This is a genomic window from Secundilactobacillus similis DSM 23365 = JCM 2765 (genome assembly GCF_001311075.1).
GTDB lineage: Bacteria > Bacillota > Bacilli > Lactobacillales > Lactobacillaceae > Secundilactobacillus > Secundilactobacillus similis.
Genome location: NZ_BBAD01000004.1, coordinates 40799 through 58411, shown reverse-complemented (window position 1 = coordinate 58411; position 17613 = coordinate 40799). Strand labels below are relative to the sequence as shown.

Below are 17613 nucleotides of genomic sequence, written 5' to 3'. Positions count from 1 at the left end.
TACCAGAGTCGTGTTTCTACCAATAATATGCCACGCCAAATTGCTTGACGTCTAACGGGCGTTACGATAGCGAGATCACTTTCGCTACCATTACGCTTGAACACATTGTCAAAACGACGATTCGTTTATAGGATATCTTTCTCTTTTGCAATGCATTGCGTACGTAATTACATAATAGCAAACCTCCACCTATTACGCAACTATAACCACTTGGATCGTTCATGAAGTTTTTTAGTTAACGGCCTATATAAGTTATCGTTTTCAAACCACGAATTTCCGCCTATAATCAGGTTAACGTAACGTCGAATTTCACGCAGAAAGTAGGTTCGCGATGTTTACTTATGACAATCAAACTCATTGGCAGCCCCAAAGTGGGCACCAACAATCACCCATTAATCTAGTTGCCCCCTTTACAGCAGGCGGTACGGCGACATTACCGTTTCAGATCACCGCACCTTATCAGCTCCATCTAGAAACTGACGATCACACCACCATTAAGGTTCTGGGCGAAGGGGCTGCTTCAATTTTCAATCGTGCATTTCAGTTCACCCAAGTGCATTTTCACTGCCCCTCAGAGCATCTGATCAAGGGGCAACCAAGTGCACTTGAAATTCATCTAGTTCATCAAAATACGATCGGTCAGCTTTGCGTTGTAGCGTTAATGGTCAACCAAGGCCCCGCCGATACGACTTTGCAAACGTTGATCGATCAGTTTAGTGCCGGTCATGAGGTGCCACTCACGCTCACGCTATCGCACTGGGCACCACAAGCCGCTACGGGCTACCACTACCTTGGTTCGCTCACCACACCGCCACTTACCGAGGGCGTTGAATGGCTGGTGATCACTAACCCGGCCCTAACAGTAAGTGCCGAACAAGTGCAATGGTTCAAAACCCACTTCGGTGCTAATCAACGCCAACCACAAAATCGAGCTGATCGGCCAATTATTTATTACGGCGCATGATCAATGATTGACATGTCCTCAAATCCGAATAAGTTAAACATAACGGCCACGGTATAACCCACACCATACCCGCTAGAATAACCAAAAGGAGTGTTTTTCATGGCAATTGTTGAAACTGATTTTCAAAAAATTCTGACTAGTCGTCATGCTACCCGGCAATTTGATACCAGCGTTACGATCAGTCGCACCGAAATGTTACAAATGCTAGACGAGGCAATGACCGCCCCTTCGGCATTAAACCGTCAACCTTGGCGCGTTGTTGTTATCGACAGTGACGATGCCCGCAAAACCCTCAAGCCACTCATGGGGACTAACGGGACGCAAAACCCAACTGCTTCCGCCTCGTTTTATTCCTGGCAGATCTCAAGACAAGTGAACACATCGGTTCCGTTTTTGACGCTGCCGTTTCTGCAGATAAAATGAGTCAAGCTGCTAGAGACCACCTTGAACCCATCATTAATAAGATCGAACAAGCCTCACCGAAACCAGCTTTGCAAGCCGCATTATCCATGGATACCGCTTTGGCAATCATGCAGTTTATGCTAGTTGCTCAAGAACACGGCTACGATACTGGCGCAATGACTGGCTTCGACCATGATCATATCGTCAGTGCGTTAGATTTAGACGCTAACCGTTACGCCCCCGTGATGTTGATTGCAGTTGGTAAGGCCGTTGGTCAATTAAGCGCTTCTTACCGGGAACCAGCTAGTCAGATTACGACGTTTAAGTGATGATTGACTAAATACGACTGGCTTCCAAGTCTTGCTGGTCACGTGATAAAGCTCGGGACTCGACCAGATCAACGACCTGCCTTCTGCCACGCTTAGGCGCACTCTGGCATCGTTTGTTTCGGCTCGGTTTTAACTTTTTTAATTCCAGTTAACTTATACCCAGTGAAGTTTGGTACTTAACCGATTTCGGGCTGCCACGCCGAAACGTGGGAAATAGCGCAGATTCCGGCCATATAACTAAATAACGCAGTAGCTCGCCGGTTTTTGGCGAGCTACTGCGTTATTTAGTTATATTCTGGAATCTAACCGCGCTATCTGCCACTCTCTATTAAAAACCAGTCCGAACATCACATCCGGGCTGGTCATTAATTTACAGATTTCATTAATAGCATAACATTATCATAGCACTTTTTGACGGATTCGCCAAATGGTAACGTGCTAATGACGTTATTTAACGATTAATTGGTTCAAATCACCTAAGCGTAAGATCAATTGAGCTAATTGGCTCAATTGGCTTAAGCGGTTGTTCTTGACCTTTTCATCGTCAGCCATGACCATCGTTGCTTCAAAGTAAGCGTTGATAGCTGGTTTCAACCCAGCTAAGGCGTTGTAGTAGGCTGGAATGGCTAAACCGGCTGCTTTGGCAGCAACTTCGTTAACGGCGTCATACAAGCCCTTTTCACTATCGTTTTCAAACAGTGCTGGATCAACGGCAGTCACCTTATCAGCATCCGCTTTTTGGGCAAGCCGCAAGACCCGGTTCAAGGCTTCAATCGTACCCTTGAAGTCGTCATCGGTTTGGTGATCACTCAAGACTTGCGCAGCAGTGAAGTTATCCAGCAAGTCGGTGTTAGGCCCTTCAATCACGGCATCAACCACGTCATGCTTAACCTTTTCACCCAACAATGTAACTTTGATTCGATCCTTCAAGAAGGCTTCAACGGCACTTACTTGAGCGGCTTGATCAAGTTTAGGGGCAACGTTAGCGGCCGTTTCAGCAGCAATCGCAGCGTTCACCAAATCTTGATCAAAGTGCCAGTCATTGGCGCGAATGATCCGAACGATCCCGGTTGCTTGACGACGCAAGGCGTATGGGTCGTTTGAACCGCTTGGTACCATGCCGGCAGCGAAGAAGGTCAAGATACTATCCAACTTATCGGCAAGGGCTAAAACAGCACCTTCCGTTGAAGCTGGCAAGTCGCCATCAGCTGAAATTGGCATGTAGTGTTCCCGAACGGCTTGCGCAACGGCAGGGGTTTCACCGTTTAACAAGGCATACTTTTCACCCATGACCCCTTGAAGTTCAGCAAATTCACCGACCATCCCAGTCACCAGGTCAAACTTGTAGATTTGAGCAGCTCGCGTAACGTCCTTCAATTGGGCCTCAGTTAAGCCAAGCGTTTGACCCAACTTGCCAGCAATTGCGGTGACCCGTTGCATCTTCTCGTACATCGTGCTGATCTTGTCGTGGAAGCTAACCGTCTTCAACCGTTCAACGTAATCGTTGATGGTTTGCTTTTGGTCTTCTTCATAGAAGAACATGGCGTCTGACAACCGAGCTGCCAACACCTTTTCGTTCCCAGAGATCACGTTTTCCAAGTGGTTATCGTTCCCGTTACGAACTGAGATGAAGTGTGGCAACAACTTGCCGGCTTTGTCTGAAACGTAGAAGAAACGTTGGTGATCACGCATTGAAGTAATCAGTACTTCGTCAGGAATTGCTAGGTATTTGTCATCAAAACCACCCGCGAAGGCCGTTGGCCATTCAACTAAGTTGGTGACTTCTTCCAACAGGTCTTCGTTGATCTTAACGACCCAGTTGTTGTCAGTAGCTAACCGGTCGATTTGCGTCCGGATCTCGGCTTTACGCTTAGCAGCGTCCGCGATCACAAATTCACTCGTTAAAGCGGCTTCGTAATCGGTGGCCGTGTTCAAGGTCACAGTCTTGCCCAAGAACCGGTGGCCGCGAGTTTCACGATCAGTGGCTACGTCCAAGATTTGGAATGGAATCACTTTGTCGTCCAACAAAGCCACCAACCATTTGATTGGGCGGATATATTCAAAATGGTAACTGCCCCACTTCATCATCGTTGGGAAAGTCATCCCAGTGATGACGTCCTTTAAGCCGGCAAGCACTGATTCAACGGGTTGACCCGCGATGTGCTTGTTGACGTAGACGTATTCAGTCCCCTTCAATTCCTTGAAGGTAATGTCGTCAACGGTGACGCCTTGACCGCGAGTAAAGCCTTGAGCAGCCTTTGACCAGTTGCCGTCTTTATCCAAGGCGATCTTCTTAGCTGGGCCCTTCACTTCTTCGTCAACGTCGGGTTGCTTATCAGCTAAGCCCGTCAATTGAATGGCCAAACGGCGTGGCGTTGAAAATGACTTGATGTCATCAAACTGATCCGTTCGTCCTTCAGGTATTTCTTGGTCTTTTGAACTAATTGTTTGATGCTGGGCGTGACCACGTGCGCCGGCATTTCTTCCAATCCGATTTCGAGTAAAAAGGTGTGTGCCATTATTTCTCGTCCTCCCCGTCTGCTAATAATGCTTGTCGCTTAGCTTCATCTTTAATCAATGGGAAGCCAAACTTCTTTCGTTCAGCAACAAAGGCCCGCGCGATACTCCGTGCCATGTTCCGGATTCGTGATAAATACCCGGCCCGTTCAGTAACGGATACGGCACCACGCGCATCCAACAAGTTAAAGGTGTGTGAACACTTCAACACGTAGTCGTAAGCTGGGTGCACGAGGCCGTTAGCGATTTGCTTTTTAGCTTCAGCTTCGTAATCGTCAAACATCTTCAACAACATCGCTTGATTGCTTTCTTCAAAACTGTAAGTTGAGTGTTCAATTTCAGGTTCACGGAAGATATCACCGTAAAGCACACCGTCGCCCCATTCAAGGTCGAACACGTTATCAACGTCTTGGATGTAAGAAGCCAGTCGTTCCAGACCGTAAGTGATTTCTGAGGTCACTGGGTCAACTTCAAGACCACCGACGATTTGGAAGTAGGTAAATTGGGTAACTTCCATCCCGTCAAGCCAAACTTCCCAACCAACACCGGCACAACCCATTGATGGGTTTTCCCAGTTATCTTCAACGAATCGGATATCATGTTCCAAAGGATCGATGCCGAGTTCCTTTAAACTGTTTAAGTAAAGTTCTTGGATGTTTTCAGGTGATGGCTTCATGACAACTTGGAATTGGTGGTGTTGGTATAACCGGTTAGGGTTTTCCGCGTACCGACCATCGGCTGGCCGACGTGAAGGTTCCACGTAAGCAGCGTTCCAAGGTTCTGGTCCAATTGCCCGCAAGAAAGTGTAAGGACTCATGGTCCCGGCACCCTTTTCAGTATCGTAGGCCTGCATCAACATGCAACCCTGTGCGGACCAATATTGTTGCAAGGTCAGAATAATTTGTTGCATTGACAATTTCTTGGTCATAAAACAAGTTCCTCCTAAGATAATGTGACGGGTAAGAAAGTCAGGGGTAAACCAACAAAAAAACGCCCCTATGTAGTCTCGTCGACTCACATAGGGACGAAAAAATTTTCGCGGTTCCACCCTACTTCTGGGTGACCCCAGCAGCTTCGTTTGATTCAGCTCTAAAAGTGCCAATCAATTCACCGTTTTCTCCGGCTTACACCAACCCCGGAGTCGCTAATAAGCGGTTGAACTGACCCTCTTTTTTCAATGCCAATCACTATTCAATTCTGTTTTATCATAAGCGTTGCGGGAGGGGTTGTCAAGGCAGAGCGTGGAAAGAAGCGATTAGGGAGCGGCACATAAGTGACTTCTGCCAGAATCCCCGGTCTTGGGGGATTGTGGTAGAAGGTCCTTATGTGCAGTTCCCTGCTTCTTTCCGCGCGTTTCGGTGCGGTAGCCAAAAAGTACCGGGATGCCAAGTTGGCCCAATTACAGAAAAGCCAAGAAGACTAATTGACCTAGCGCCGAAATTTGTTGCCTACACGCACAAGGTGTGGAGAAAAACGTGCATCTTTCAGTTTTTTCAGAACACATTTATCACTCCCGCTTCTCCGCAATCAACCGGTTCAACTGCCGCACCCGCCGTTTCGCCTGCCACATAAATAAACACCATAATGCCACGTAGATTACTGCCAATTCAACCGTATAGCTCAATAGCCACATCAATTTCAGCGGAAACCAGCCAGCCAGTATAGCTAATGGCGTGAATAACAGAAAAGTCAGTCCAGCATGGATACTGGTTTGCTGGACAATACTCAACCGTTCCGCTTCAAACACAACGGCCGAACCGCTGAAAACAACGCCCATTAAAAACCACAACCCGGCCGAAGATACCGTTGCCCATAAATTCGTACTAAATTCTGATACAAAAGATGGACTAGAAGGCATAAAAACGTCTGCACCATAGCCTACTGAAAACGCCAACGCCATCATAAATCCAATCGCGATACCAATGATGCCTCCTGATACTAGTCTTGTCAGCCATTTCATCATTTCAAAAACGCCTCCCGAATATTTTTCATATACCGCCGCGATGTATACGTTGCATCTCCCGTAATCAGGTGAATTTGATAGCTCCCTTGTTTGGTCAGCGAAAAAGATTCAATTGCCGTTTTGCTCACGATTTCAGAGCTAGAAATGGCGATGAACGACACCCCCGAAAGTCGGTCACGTAGTTCGTACAACCGTTCCCGCATCCGATAAACCCCATCCGCCGTTTCACACATGACCACCCTAGACTGCGTGTAGAACCGAATGACCCGGTACAGCGGGACCACGATTCGTTGTTCTTGCTGATAACCAATTAACGTGGTTTGATTCACCAATCGATCAATTGAGACCGCTAATGTTACTAAATCAGGTGTTTTTTCCGATGCATTGATCGTAATCATCGGTTCCGTGAACCGTTGTGCAATGTTAAAAAGAATGTTCATGTGGCTCCCCCCTATCTCTGACTAAAGTGTACCTAATTTCTAACTCGTTAACTAGGCTGGTAAACTAACTGGTCGTTTTTGGTGACCAATCGGCGCTAGCCCGTTTTAAAGCGCACACGTAAAAGCACCAAATAACGGGCCTCATCTTGCCCTTTACTTGGTGCTCCTACGTGCATTTTTCAGTTTTTCAAATACCTTTAATCACATCATCAACGAATTCAGTCTAAGGACTAATCCTCATCGTGTTTCCGGCGACCAACACCCAAGGCACCCAAAGCACCCAAGATACCCAGTCCCAACGCAGCCCACGCACTAGGCGTTTGTTCATTAGTTTGTGGCAAGGTCTTAGCAGCGGCCTTGTTTGAAGCCTGTTGCGTTGCGAGCCGTGGTTGTCGCACTGGCGGTTGATTCACTTTCCGATGTAGCAGTGGCGTTCGCAGAAACCGTCGTCGTAGTCGGCTCAGTCGCTGTTGCTGCTGACTGACCAGTGACTTGTGGTTCGGTTGCTGTAACTGCGTGACTTGCCTTCGACTCATCGGTCGTTACCGCTGGCGTTGTCCCGGTCTTACCAGTCTCTGAGGTTGTTCCAGTTTCCGGTGTTGTTGCCACCGTATTTTCCGGCGTGGTCGTCGTGGTTGTCTCCGGCGTGGTTTCAGGAGTGGTCTCCGGTGTAGTTTCAGGTGTCGTTTCTGGCGTCGTTCCCGGATTGTCAGTCCCACCATTGCCGTTATCGCCACCGTTACCCGGATCAACAACTGCATTTGCTTGGTAGTAAATGGTTGTTGCGCTATCCGCTGGCGTTGCCACTGGTGCTGGATAATCAGCCGCAACCTGCGCCGTCAATGGTGTGTAACCCGTTACCGTTGGTGCAGTTTGTTCACCGTATGGTTGTTGCGCCGTGGCAACTTGTTGGTGGGTCACTTGATCCGTTGTAACCGCCCAAGTGATCGTCTGAGTGGTTGCCTCGTGAACCGGCGTGGTCGTGCCGGCAACCCAGTAGTTGATCGTCCGGGTCGTGGTAACCGTGTCGTGAGTCAGTTCATGGGTCAAATGCACGGTAATGGCATCCGCATCCCCAGGTTTAAAGGTGTACGCAACCGTAGCAGACTGGCCGTCACTCAGTTGATAACCGGCCGGCACCACAACGGTGTACGTCCCGGTTTCATCGGTCTTACCTTGCAGCGTATCCGCTAAGTCGGTGAGTGGTTGTTTCGTCACATCATCTACATAGCTCACAGTCAAGTCCTGTGGGTCAGCTTGGTAGTAGATTGTTGCCGTGCTATCCTTCAACTGATCAGTCGACCCTTGAAGCGCACCCGGATAATCAGACGTGACACTGGTTGGGGTTGCCGTGTAGCCTGCCACGCTTGGCGCAGTGACTTCAGCGTAACTCGTTTGTGGTGTCATCACTTGATTACCAGTCACATCATCGGTTGACACATTCCAGTTAACCGTTTGAGTCGTCGCATCATGAACCGGCGTTGTGGTTCCATCAAGGTAGTAGTTGATCGTCCGCGTGGTGGTAGCCGTGCTGTGAGTGATCCCGTGAGTTAAGTGAACGGTAATCCCATCCGCGTCACCAGGTTCAAACGTGTAGTCAACGGTAGCAGTTTGACCATCACTAAGTTCATAACCGGTTGGTACGACCACTGCATAAGTTCCAGTTTCATCGGTCTTACCTTGCAGCGTATCTGCCAAATCTGTGAGCGATTGTTTCGTCACATCATCAACGTACGTTACACCAATGGTCTGTGGATCAGCTTGGTAGTAAATCGTTGCCGTACTATCGGCTAATTGATCAACTGAGCCTGAGCAGCACCTGGATAGTTAGCATCGATGCTAGCTGGCGTTGCCGTGTAGCCCGTTACACTTGGTGCAGTTACTGCGGCGTAACTCGTTTGTGGCGTCATCACTTGATCACCGGTGACATCGTCAGTTGAGACATTCCAGTTAACCGTTTGAGTCGTGGCGTCATGGACTGGTGTCGTTGTGCCGTCAAGGTAGTAGTTGATTGTTCGCGTGGTGGTAGCCGTACTGTGGGTCACGCCATGGGTTAAGTGAACGGTAATACCATCTGTATCACCGGGTTCAAACGTATAGTCCACTTCAGCAGTTTGACCATTACTAAGCTCATACCCGGTTGGTACAACAACCGTATAAGTCCCAGTTTCATCAGTCTTACCTTGTAGCGTATCTGCCAAGTCCGTCAGTGATTGTTTCGTTACGTCATCCACGTAAGCCACGTTGATGGTCTGTGGATCAGCTTGGTAGTAAACCGTTGTGGTACTATCTGCCAACTGATCAACCGAACCATGAATTGCATCTGGATAACTAGCAGCGACACTGGCTGGCGTTGCTGTGTAGCCCGTTACGCTTGGTGCAGCTACTGTAGCATAACTCGTTTGGGCCGTCATCACTTGATCACCCGTCACATTGTCAGTTGAAACGTTCCAGTTAACCGTCTGAGTCGTGGCGTCATGAACTGGCGTTGTGGTCCCGTCAAGGTAGTAGTTGATTGTCCGCGTAGTGGTAGCCGTACTGTGAGTGACGCCGTGAGTTAAGTGAACGGTAATATCGTCTGCATTTCCGGGTTCAAACGTGTACGCAACTGTCGCTGGTTGATCATTACTCAAGACATACCCGGTTGGCACAACCACCGTATAGGTCCCAGTTTCGTCCGTCTTACCAGTCAATGTCGTCCCTAAATCAGTTAATGGTTGCTGAGTAGCATCATCACGTAGGTCACAGCCAAATCTTGAGCAGTTGGTGTATACGTCACCGTCCGACTTTGATCAGTTGGGGCAGTCGTGGTGGTGTCAAATGCAAATACTTGGTTGCCAGCATCAGCTGTGTAACCAGCCACCGTTGGGACGTTAACCGTTACCGTGGTCTTCGATGGCGTGTAAGTGATCACTTGGGTCACTTCATCTTGATCCGCCGTCCAATCTACCGTACCGGAAGCCGTAGCCACCGCTTTATCAGCTGGTAAGCCCACGTAGTTGACCGTGTAATTGGTCGTCTTCGAATCCGCCACCGTATGCTTATGAACGAGGTGAATCGTAATCGCATCCGAATCATCTGCCGTCAACGTGTAGGCCACGCTGGTTGCTTGATTAGTTGCGAGGTCGTAAGTCGTTGGGTATTTAGTTGCATCAACTTGGTACGTGCCGGTTTCGCCAGCAAAGTCAGCAGTCGTTTCATCTTGACCTACAACAGCCTCAGCTGCATCATCATCCACGTAAGTGACGTTTGCCGTATATTGATTTTCTGCAAGTTCGAATTGCAACGTATCGCCGTCAAAGTAGTACTGCGACACATCGCCGACCGTTGCTGTGCCGTTTGGTTCGTTAGTCCCGTAGTCACCGTGGGTTGAGTTAACAACCGTTACAACCGGTGCGCTGGTGCTATCGGTTACCACGTGATACCCGTCTGGAATCAATGCTTGATCATCGTCAGTTAACGTTGGTACGGTCAACGTGTCTTTATTGTCCGTTAACGTTTGGGTCAAATCAGGCAGCGCAATCGTGTGGTCGTTGCCATTCCGGTCAGTGTAGTGGTATTGGGCCGCTACTGTTGAGGTACTGGTCAAGGTAAGACTAGCCGTTTGGTTAGCAATCACCGGTGCGCCATCGTTGGCGTAGAAGTTGGTTTGCAAATACCCAACCTTGCCACTTTGCGCAATGAAGTCTGACGTTGTCCCGGTCATTTTGATTCGACCAGAAGTACTGTTCACTTCAAGGTTACCCGCTTCAACGATCACTGACTGGATCGTTGACCAATCCGTAACCTGATCTGCGGTGACATAACCGGTTGTATCGATGGCCGTAGTACCTTGGCCGTTATACCGAGTTGTACCGTACAACACCGTCGCGTCAATTGGTTGACCAGTGCCGCCAGCAACCGTTGTGTTCGTTGGCACCGTTACCGGGCCAGTTAGTGTGTAGGTGAAGGTTGAGCCTTGGTCATCGCCAACAGATGGTAGGTTGATTGCAACCGAAACGTTGTCGGCAATGTTATTCGTTGTATTTAACAAGTTGGTGTAAAAATCAAGTTCTGAATCGCCTCGGGTGTCTGCACTCCCCGTCTTGGTTGGCGAAATGTCTTGGTTACCGGAAGCGAAGGAAACAGCGGCGGTCATTTGGGCGCTTAGAATTGTATACCCAGCAGGTGCACCGTCCACTAAAACGGCATTGGTATCACCATCGGTTAACGTTGCATCGGTCACCTTAGTTTGGTTGGCTAGTACCGTTGTTGGCGACGTCACATACATGGCAACACTATATGTGCCAGATGGTGCATCGTCGGCATTTTGTAACCAAACACCGTACCGGCCAGTTTGGTCCGTTGCCATCGACAAACCGGTTCCTGTGAAGTCTAATTTGACACCAGTTTGGTCCGTATCCGTTTTATAGTATGAAACTTTTACACCAGCATCCAACTCGTCTTGCGGCACCACGACTGATGTAATAATCGTTTGGTTAGGAACAACGAAATAAAGTACTGGTTCATAAACGTGATCAACGTTATGTTGCGTTAACCCATTCGCAGAAATATCGACGACCCCAGTACCCCCAGGATTTCGATCATATTGGTAGTACCACATTCTAACCCGGCCAAGTGCCGATACCACAGTCTGATCGTTCGTGCTATCATCTAACACCATCTCAGTGCCGTCCGCTGCGTTGCCAACGCTAAGTTCTTGGCCAAATGTCAGCTTATCGCCAACTTGAATTGCGCTACCATCATCATACGTTGTTGCAAGGGTCCCTAAAATGTCAATTGAATCCGTTGCCACTGCGGAACTAATACCAGTTTGAGTGACACCATTCCCGGTATTTGCGCCAGTCGCAAGAAAGTTTGGTATCAACTCAATTGTCCGAATGGCCTTATCAGCTGTCCCATTAATGATTGTCCCAGCTGCTGCAGTCCCCGTTGATTGACTACCATCAGCATACGTCAACACGTAACCGTAATTTTCAGTACCATCCAAATAAATGCCATCTACCATCGAAATTTTCTCCGTTGGTAGCTGAACACCGGTCGCTGTCACACCATCAGGAATCGAAAGTGTAAATTTAGCGTCTGTTAAATCCGTTGCCGAATTGACGTCAAAAATTACTTTGTTGATAATCGCTGGTGAATCAGCTTTATCCACCCCCAACGCTAATTGGGTCGTACTCCCTGAGCTGTTTCCTCTACCAGTAATGGTTGCCGTAGGGTTTACTGAATTGCCTTCCGTTCCCAGCATATTTTCAGTCCAAGTTGGGCCAGTTGCCGAAATGACATAGTCGCCAACTTGCTGAGTAGCAGTAACTTCACCGACAGCTGGATTCGCTTCACCAACAGGTGTACTGGCTGCATCGTAACTACCAACTAGATAGTAAGGCGTATTATCGGACCCGCCGTTACCAGAACCCGCTGGTACCGTAATAATAATGTCGCTACCCGTTCCAGTCTGGGTGATGGTCGTTTGATCCTTATCACCAAAACTGTTGAGTTGTGTAGTCAAATCACTATCTAACGTAAATCCAGTTGGAACAGGAATCGTAACCGTCGTACCACCTAAATTAACGTTCGCATTAACACGACCAGTCCCCTGATCATCAATAACACCATTGGAATTATTCAGCTTTAAGACGTAAACGTAATCCGTGTCCGTGGTTACTGCTGGAATAATCGTTTGATCTGGCTGAATCCGGGTCAGTGATGTAACCGTTAACGTGGGGTTAGTCGTCTGAGTAAGCGTTTTGGTTGCAATAACCGTTCCATCAACTGCCGCTGTCACATCACGCGTCACCGTTTTGCCCATTTGATCTGCAATCATCGTTTGGCTCTGCCAATTACCGTTGATTTTAACGGTAAATGTTTGTGTGTAATTGCCTGCATGACTAAACGTATCCGTTACCGTAGTTGAACCATCTGTGTTACCAGTCTTAGCGATTGTAACACCTGCGCTGCTAGCCCAAGTATCATAACTGAGGTCACCTAACGAGACGAGCTCCGTTGGAATATTAATTGAAACGGCGTCACCGTCGTGATTAACGATCATTTGAACTGTAATTGTCAACGGATCCGTTGCACCGGATTTATAACCCAACGTCGTTTCAGAAGCATCAATCGTGATGCTCGTAGTCGTTGCATCACCAACCGCCGTCAATTTCTGTGGTTGCCCACTAAGCTGATATAACTCAGCTGCGATTGTTTTAGCAGTGGCAAGTTCAGCATCCGTTGGATCAACCAACTGCTGTGTCAGTTGCGCTTTTAGCTTAGCAATTTCAGCAGTTTGATCAGCTGTCAGATCAGCCGTAGCGACAGATTGCGCTTTGGTTACCGTTTGAGCAGTTTGTTGATCAGTCGCAGCATTGGCCCCCATATCAGTTGTGGTACTCGTGCCTGAATTATTGCTTGCCACATTTGTATCAGTCGTTGAATCTGCTGCAGCAACTGTTGTCGACGTTGCTGAATCCTTAGTACTGTCAGTCGTTGCTTTGTTCACAGTTGAAGTTGCTGTTGAATCAGCCGTTGTCGCATCGCTATCAGTAGCCGTGGCAGTGGTTATTTGCGTTGAATCAGCCGTTGCCGATGTTGCCGATTTAGTCGCAGTATCAGTATTAGGCGTTGCGTCATCACTGGTCTGATTGCTGTCCGTTGAATCAGTCGTTGTCGCTTTGGTTGAATCACTAGCTGTTGAAGCATCATCTGTTGCCGTTGTGGTAACTGTAGCTGCTGAACCAGCTGTCTGCGTTGCTTCGCTATCAGCATCACTCTGATCAGTTGCCGTATCACTCGATGCCGTACTACGAAGAACCTGTTCGTTCGTCGCTGACTCAATACTACTATTGGTGTCAGTGGTACTCGTTGCATCAGTTGTCGCAGTTGACGCGTAAGTCGTCACGCTGGACCCCAAAAAGAGGCTTACACCAAACGCTAAACTGGCGAAAACCCATGTTTTTCCAATCTTATATGCTTTATAGTGCTTTTTTTAAATTTGATTGCACTATCTTCTGCCGGTTATTTTTACCAACCATAGTGAATCCCCCCGTTAAGTAAAATTAATATGCCATTATTAATCAATGTTTCCCATTAATATACCCAATTCGATAATTTAGTTGTTAGGGCCCCCATTTCCGTCCAATACTGACATCAGCTCCTACCCCAATATCAAGTATTCTATCGCCTTACTTACCCATATTTTTACACAATTATCTAATAATGTACACCCTAAATTTGAGAAAATACTTACCTTTTCAACAATTAGCAAGTGTTCACATTTAAAACTTATTTTGGTATTAATTACTAATATTTTCCAGTAAAAAAGCCATATGCTCGGTATGCACATGGCTGGACAACATTTATATAATATTCCGCAACGTCATTATAGCATCATAAAAGTCACCATTCCGAGCAGCACGCTTACTTTCCCAACGATAACTCGCCTTGCCTCAGCGACAACCCCAACGCCCCAACAATCAACCCAAATGAAACGATAAACGCCACGTGCATCCCCGTCACAAACCAGCCCGGTTGCGTTGCCACATACGTTGTTACTTTAGTTCCTGCAACAACGCTCATCACCGCAAATAAGACACTAGTCGCCAAAGCGGTCCCGGAAACCATGCCAATATTTCGGGCTAAGGCGTTGATACTACCAGCACTCCCCAACTGGTCCTTAGCGACCACCGACATCACAATGTCGCTGTTGGGCGATTGAAACAGCCCGGTCCCAATTGCCATGACCACGGTAATCCCAACGTAAAGCCACATTGAACTGGTTAATCCTAAAAAGAACACGCCTAACTGAGACAACGCAACTAACGATAACCCAATCGTCACAATTTTAGCTGGGTTAAAGTGATCCGCTAACACCCCGCCAATGGGACCAATGATCATCATCACGATTGGAAAAATCACCAGCAGTAACCCAGCCTTGCCAGCGCTAAAGCCACGCACATCTTCTAAATAAAACGGCATCAGCACCACCGTAAAAAAGTTGGACATAAAAATTAACGTTGCCGCGCCCACGCCGTAAGAAAACGGCTTAATTTTAAAAATACTCAGTGGCATCAACGGTGCGGCCACTCGGCGCTCAGTGCGAATAAACATAATGGCCGAGATGACAGCAACCATCATCAAGAGCCCCGGCACCGGCTTAAGATAGCCCACCTCTTGGCCAATCAGAATTGCTAAGAAAAAACTAGTGATTAGTGCAGTAAACGCCACAAAGCCTCGCCAATCAATTTGTTTGTCGGTAGCAGCCACCTCTGATTTAGGCAATACTAGCTGTCCGAGTAAAACTGCTAAGATGCCAATCGGCACGTTGATCCAGAAAATGTACCCCCAACTTAACTGTGATAAAACCAAGCCACCAATGCCCGGTCCGGCGACCGCACCAAAGGCCACGAAGGTACCAATCAAGCCCATCGCCCGCCCACGCTCGTTAACGGAGAAGGTTGCCGTTGTGATGCCGTATGTATTTGACAACGTCATCGCCGCACCGATACCTTGAATGACCCGACCGACTAACAGAAATGAAAACGTCCACTGCCAGTCCGAGAGAAATGAGCCTAAAATAAACACGACTGTGCCCAGTCGAAACACCCGAATTTTACCGTAAAGGTCCCCTAATTTACCGAAAAAGAGCAATAGTGCGCTGACGACGATCAAGTATCCCGAAACGACCCACTCAATTTGTGCCATCGACACCGCCAACTGCTTGGCCATGATCGGCATGGCGATGTTGACGATACTAGCGTCGAGGTTCGACATAAAAGCAAATAATCCAATTGAAATTAAAATCCACCAGCGTTTTGAATTTTCCCCCGTTGTTGTCATGTTGATTTCCCCCTAAGCCTTGACCTGTATGAGGGATTATAGCTTAATTGGTTTTAAAATACTGATATGATGCCCTAGCCAATTGTTGACACTGCTTAACTGGCCTTCATTTCCCGAGTTTGTTTTGAAACCGCTTCAATTCGCAGTTGAAAACCGCCCAGATTGTTGTATCCTATAACTAAGAACACTTAACTAGGGAGGCTGCCGTAATGAACGAAAGCGAACGTAAATTGGGCAAAGACGTCCAACGGATGAACCAAATCATGAACCACCTACTTCATGACTATCAAGCACCCGATAACCCTGAAGAAAAAATCGACCAAATCAACCGGGCTTTAGGGATTGGTGATCGTGAAATCATTTTAAAGAAGAGTAGTCGTAAGTAACAAAAAACGAGCGGGTTCCTAGTTCATTTGCAGAATTAGGAACCCGCTCATTTTGTCGTTATTGTTGATCTTTTTTCGGATCACTTAACGGTTTCAACCCATCATCCCACTGATTCATCTGGTCCAAAAACCGCTTACTACGAGGATAAACGCCAATTGTATCAGCGTAAATCACATCCAGTGCCCGGCGAAGATTCTTTTTGGTATCTTCCCGCACACTGATTGTCCCCAGTTTCGTCAAATCAATTGCCGAAAACTGACGCAGATAATAAATGGTACGCTGATCCAGCCTCAAACGGTGAGGGTCCAAATGCCAGTGTGCTTGACACAACAAACCACCATACGACTCCGAATAATCAAATGGCAAATCAGTTCGGCCACAGATCACACACTGCCGCAGGTTCGGTTCCACCCCGAACAAGCCCATCAATTGCACCTCAAAGATGTTGGTGATGATGGCCTCATCCAGACCGTTATCGATCAGTGATAAGCCCGACCAAAGTCGTTGATACCACCCACCTAACAACTCGTTATCCGGAATTGCGACATCCAGCAGCGACATCATGTAAGTGGCATGCGCATTTTTAACGATATCTTGGCTGATTGTTTGAAAATGAGCCGTTTCCTTGGCCGCGTTAATGTACGACAGCCCCGGTTCCCGGATATCACCAACGTATTGACCGTACGTAAACGGTAATAGGTCGGCGGTCATTTTAAACCCACGCTTCTTAGCCCCACGAATATAAAACATTCGTTTACCGGCTTCACGAGTGAAAAACTTGACCAGCATATCGCGTTCCCGAAAGTCCTTTTGGTACATCACCAGACCGTTAAATGTCATGATTCGGCTCGCCATTATATCACCTGATTCTAATAGTCATCCTTCCGATAACCATAGGATTGCAGAGCGGAAGCTTTATCCTTCCAACCTGGTACTACTTTGACCCAAAGTTCCAAGAAAACCTTATCACCCAAGAGATGTTCGATATCTTGGCGGGCCAACGTCCCGATTTTCTTCAACATCGAGCCGCCTTTACCAATTAAAATTCCCTTTTGAGTTGGGCGTTCAACGATAATGGTTGCTTGGATGTGAATTTTTTCTTCGTTTTGGCGTTTCATCGTATCAATGACCACCGCAACTGAGTGCGGAATTTCTTGACGGGTCAACTGCAAGATTTTTTCCCGAATCAGTTCAGAAACCACGAACCGTTCTGGGTGATCGGTCACTTGATCTTCTGGATAGTATTGCGGCCCATTTGGCAGTTTTTCCACGATTTCTTGCAGCAATTCTTCAACGTTATTGCCTTCCAACGCCGAAATTGGAATCACTTCTTGCCAAGGCAATGCTTCTTTGTATTGATCGATGACCGTCAATAAATCGTCTGGGTGAACTTGATCGATCTTGTTGATGATCAAATAAACCGGCTTCTTAACGCTCTTCAAGCGATCGATGATAAAGTTATCACCGGCGCCACGCTTTTGTTCCGCATTCACCATCATCAAAACAGCGTCAACTTCGTTCAGTGATGACAAGGCCGATTTCACCATAAAATCCCCTAATTGACTCTTAGGTTTATGGATCCCAGGCGTGTCAATGAACACGATTTGCGCGTCATTGGTTGTGTAAATGCCTTGAATCTTGTTTCGGGTTGTTTGGGCCTTATCGGACATGATAGCCACTTTTTGACCAACCACTCGGTTTAAAAGCGTTGATTTACCAACATTTGGGCGGCCAACAATGGCAACGAACCCTGATCGATAATTTGGATTATCCACTTGT

Annotated in this window: 13 protein-coding genes and 2 pseudogenes; 4 read left to right on the top strand and 11 right to left on the bottom strand. The window is 47.5% G+C overall.

What is annotated here, in order from left to right; all coding sequences use genetic code 11:
* Positions 1-331 precede the first annotated feature (331 nt).
* The 3 genes from JCM2765_RS01845 to JCM2765_RS01835 all read left to right on the top strand — a co-directional run bounded on the left by JCM2765_RS01845 (position 332) and on the right by JCM2765_RS01835 (position 1695).
* Positions 332-964, top strand: coding sequence for a carbonic anhydrase family protein (locus JCM2765_RS01845; protein WP_054733042.1), 633 nt, complete (start codon positions 332-334; stop codon positions 962-964).
* A gap of 99 nt (positions 965-1063) precedes the next feature.
* Positions 1064-1387, top strand: a complete 324-nt coding sequence (locus tag JCM2765_RS01840) for a nitroreductase family protein (protein WP_054733040.1) — start codon at positions 1064-1066, stop codon at positions 1385-1387.
* Positions 1384-1695, top strand: coding sequence for a nitroreductase family protein (locus JCM2765_RS01835; protein WP_054733037.1), 312 nt, complete (start codon positions 1384-1386; stop codon positions 1693-1695). Before JCM2765_RS01840 ends, JCM2765_RS01835 begins: the two co-directional genes overlap by 4 nt.
* A 447-nt stretch (positions 1696-2142) precedes the next feature.
* On the opposite strand, the pseudogene glyS reads toward JCM2765_RS01835, so the two are convergent.
* From glyS to JCM2765_RS01795, 9 genes and pseudogenes are all read right to left on the bottom strand, one after another.
* A pseudogene (gene glyS / locus JCM2765_RS01830) lies at positions 2143-4214 on the bottom strand (glycine--tRNA ligase subunit beta).
* Entirely contained in the window at positions 4214-5140 is a 927-nt protein-coding gene (gene glyQ, locus JCM2765_RS01825; RefSeq protein WP_054733034.1) for a glycine--tRNA ligase subunit alpha, read from the bottom strand. Before glyQ ends, glyS begins: the two are co-directional and overlap by 1 nt.
* A 579-nt stretch (positions 5141-5719) precedes the next feature.
* Positions 5720-6175, bottom strand: a complete 456-nt coding sequence (locus JCM2765_RS01820; protein WP_057152212.1) for a DUF3021 domain-containing protein — start codon at positions 6173-6175, stop codon at positions 5720-5722.
* Entirely contained in the window at positions 6172-6615 is a 444-nt protein-coding gene (locus tag JCM2765_RS01815) for a LytTR family DNA-binding domain-containing protein (protein ID WP_054733029.1), read from the bottom strand. Before JCM2765_RS01815 ends, JCM2765_RS01820 begins: the two co-directional genes overlap by 4 nt.
* Positions 6616-6845: 230 nt before the next feature.
* On the bottom strand, positions 6846-6956 hold the full coding sequence (locus JCM2765_RS17390; RefSeq protein ID WP_162231383.1) for an LPXTG cell wall anchor domain-containing protein: 111 nt from the start codon (positions 6954-6956) through the stop codon (positions 6846-6848).
* Positions 6957-6960: 4 nt separating this feature from the next.
* Positions 6961-8337, bottom strand: coding sequence for a mucin-binding protein (locus tag JCM2765_RS17385; RefSeq protein WP_054733027.1), 1377 nt, complete (start codon positions 8335-8337; stop codon positions 6961-6963).
* Between the two features lie 68 nt (positions 8338-8405).
* Entirely contained in the window at positions 8406-9308 is a 903-nt protein-coding gene (locus JCM2765_RS01805; protein WP_054733025.1) for a mucin-binding protein, read from the bottom strand.
* Positions 9309-9325: 17 nt separating this feature from the next.
* A pseudogene (locus tag JCM2765_RS01800) lies at positions 9326-13594 on the bottom strand (KxYKxGKxW signal peptide domain-containing protein); the annotation flags it as partial.
* A gap of 434 nt (positions 13595-14028) precedes the next feature.
* Complete coding sequence (locus JCM2765_RS01795) at positions 14029-15447, bottom strand: MFS transporter (RefSeq protein ID WP_054733021.1); 1419 nt, start codon at positions 15445-15447, stop codon at positions 14029-14031.
* A gap of 209 nt (positions 15448-15656) precedes the next feature.
* Between JCM2765_RS01795 and JCM2765_RS16965 the strand changes: the two genes are divergently transcribed.
* A complete protein-coding gene (locus JCM2765_RS16965; RefSeq protein WP_156301636.1) occupies positions 15657-15833 on the top strand; it encodes a hypothetical protein in 177 nt (58 codons plus the stop codon).
* 58 nt (positions 15834-15891) lie between these two features.
* On the opposite strand, the gene recO is transcribed toward JCM2765_RS16965, so the two are convergent.
* Both recO and era read right to left on the bottom strand, forming a co-directional pair.
* A complete protein-coding gene (gene recO / locus JCM2765_RS01790) occupies positions 15892-16689 on the bottom strand; it encodes a DNA repair protein RecO (RefSeq protein ID WP_054733020.1) in 798 nt (265 codons plus the stop codon).
* A 14-nt stretch (positions 16690-16703) separates the two neighbouring features.
* Positions 16704-17609 (bottom strand): GTPase Era, encoded by a 906-nt coding sequence (gene era / locus JCM2765_RS01785; protein ID WP_054733019.1) that lies wholly within the window; start codon positions 17607-17609, stop codon positions 16704-16706.
* Between the last annotated feature and the right edge of the window lie 4 nt (positions 17610-17613).

Bases quoted from the DNA above. Each gene is read 5' to 3' on its own strand.
- recO (WP_054733020.1), bottom strand. From the start codon at position 16,689: ATGGCGAGCCGAATCATGACATTTAACGGTCTGGTGATGTACCAAAAG.
- JCM2765_RS16965 (WP_156301636.1), top strand. From the start codon at position 15,657: ATGAACGAAAGCGAACGTAAATTGGGCAAAGACGTCCAACGGATGAAC.
- JCM2765_RS01815 (WP_054733029.1), bottom strand. From the start codon at position 6,615: ATGAACATTCTTTTTAACATTGCACAACGGTTCACGGAACCGATGATT.
- JCM2765_RS01820 (WP_057152212.1), bottom strand. From the start codon at position 6,175: ATGATGAAATGGCTGACAAGACTAGTATCAGGAGGCATCATTGGTATC.
- JCM2765_RS01795 (WP_054733021.1), bottom strand. From the start codon at position 15,447: ATGACAACAACGGGGGAAAATTCAAAACGCTGGTGGATTTTAATTTCA.
- JCM2765_RS01845 (WP_054733042.1), top strand. From the start codon at position 332: ATGTTTACTTATGACAATCAAACTCATTGGCAGCCCCAAAGTGGGCAC.
- glyQ (WP_054733034.1), bottom strand. From the start codon at position 5,140: ATGACCAAGAAATTGTCAATGCAACAAATTATTCTGACCTTGCAACAA.
- JCM2765_RS01835 (WP_054733037.1), top strand. From the start codon at position 1,384: ATGAGTCAAGCTGCTAGAGACCACCTTGAACCCATCATTAATAAGATC.
- JCM2765_RS01840 (WP_054733040.1), top strand. From the start codon at position 1,064: ATGGCAATTGTTGAAACTGATTTTCAAAAAATTCTGACTAGTCGTCAT.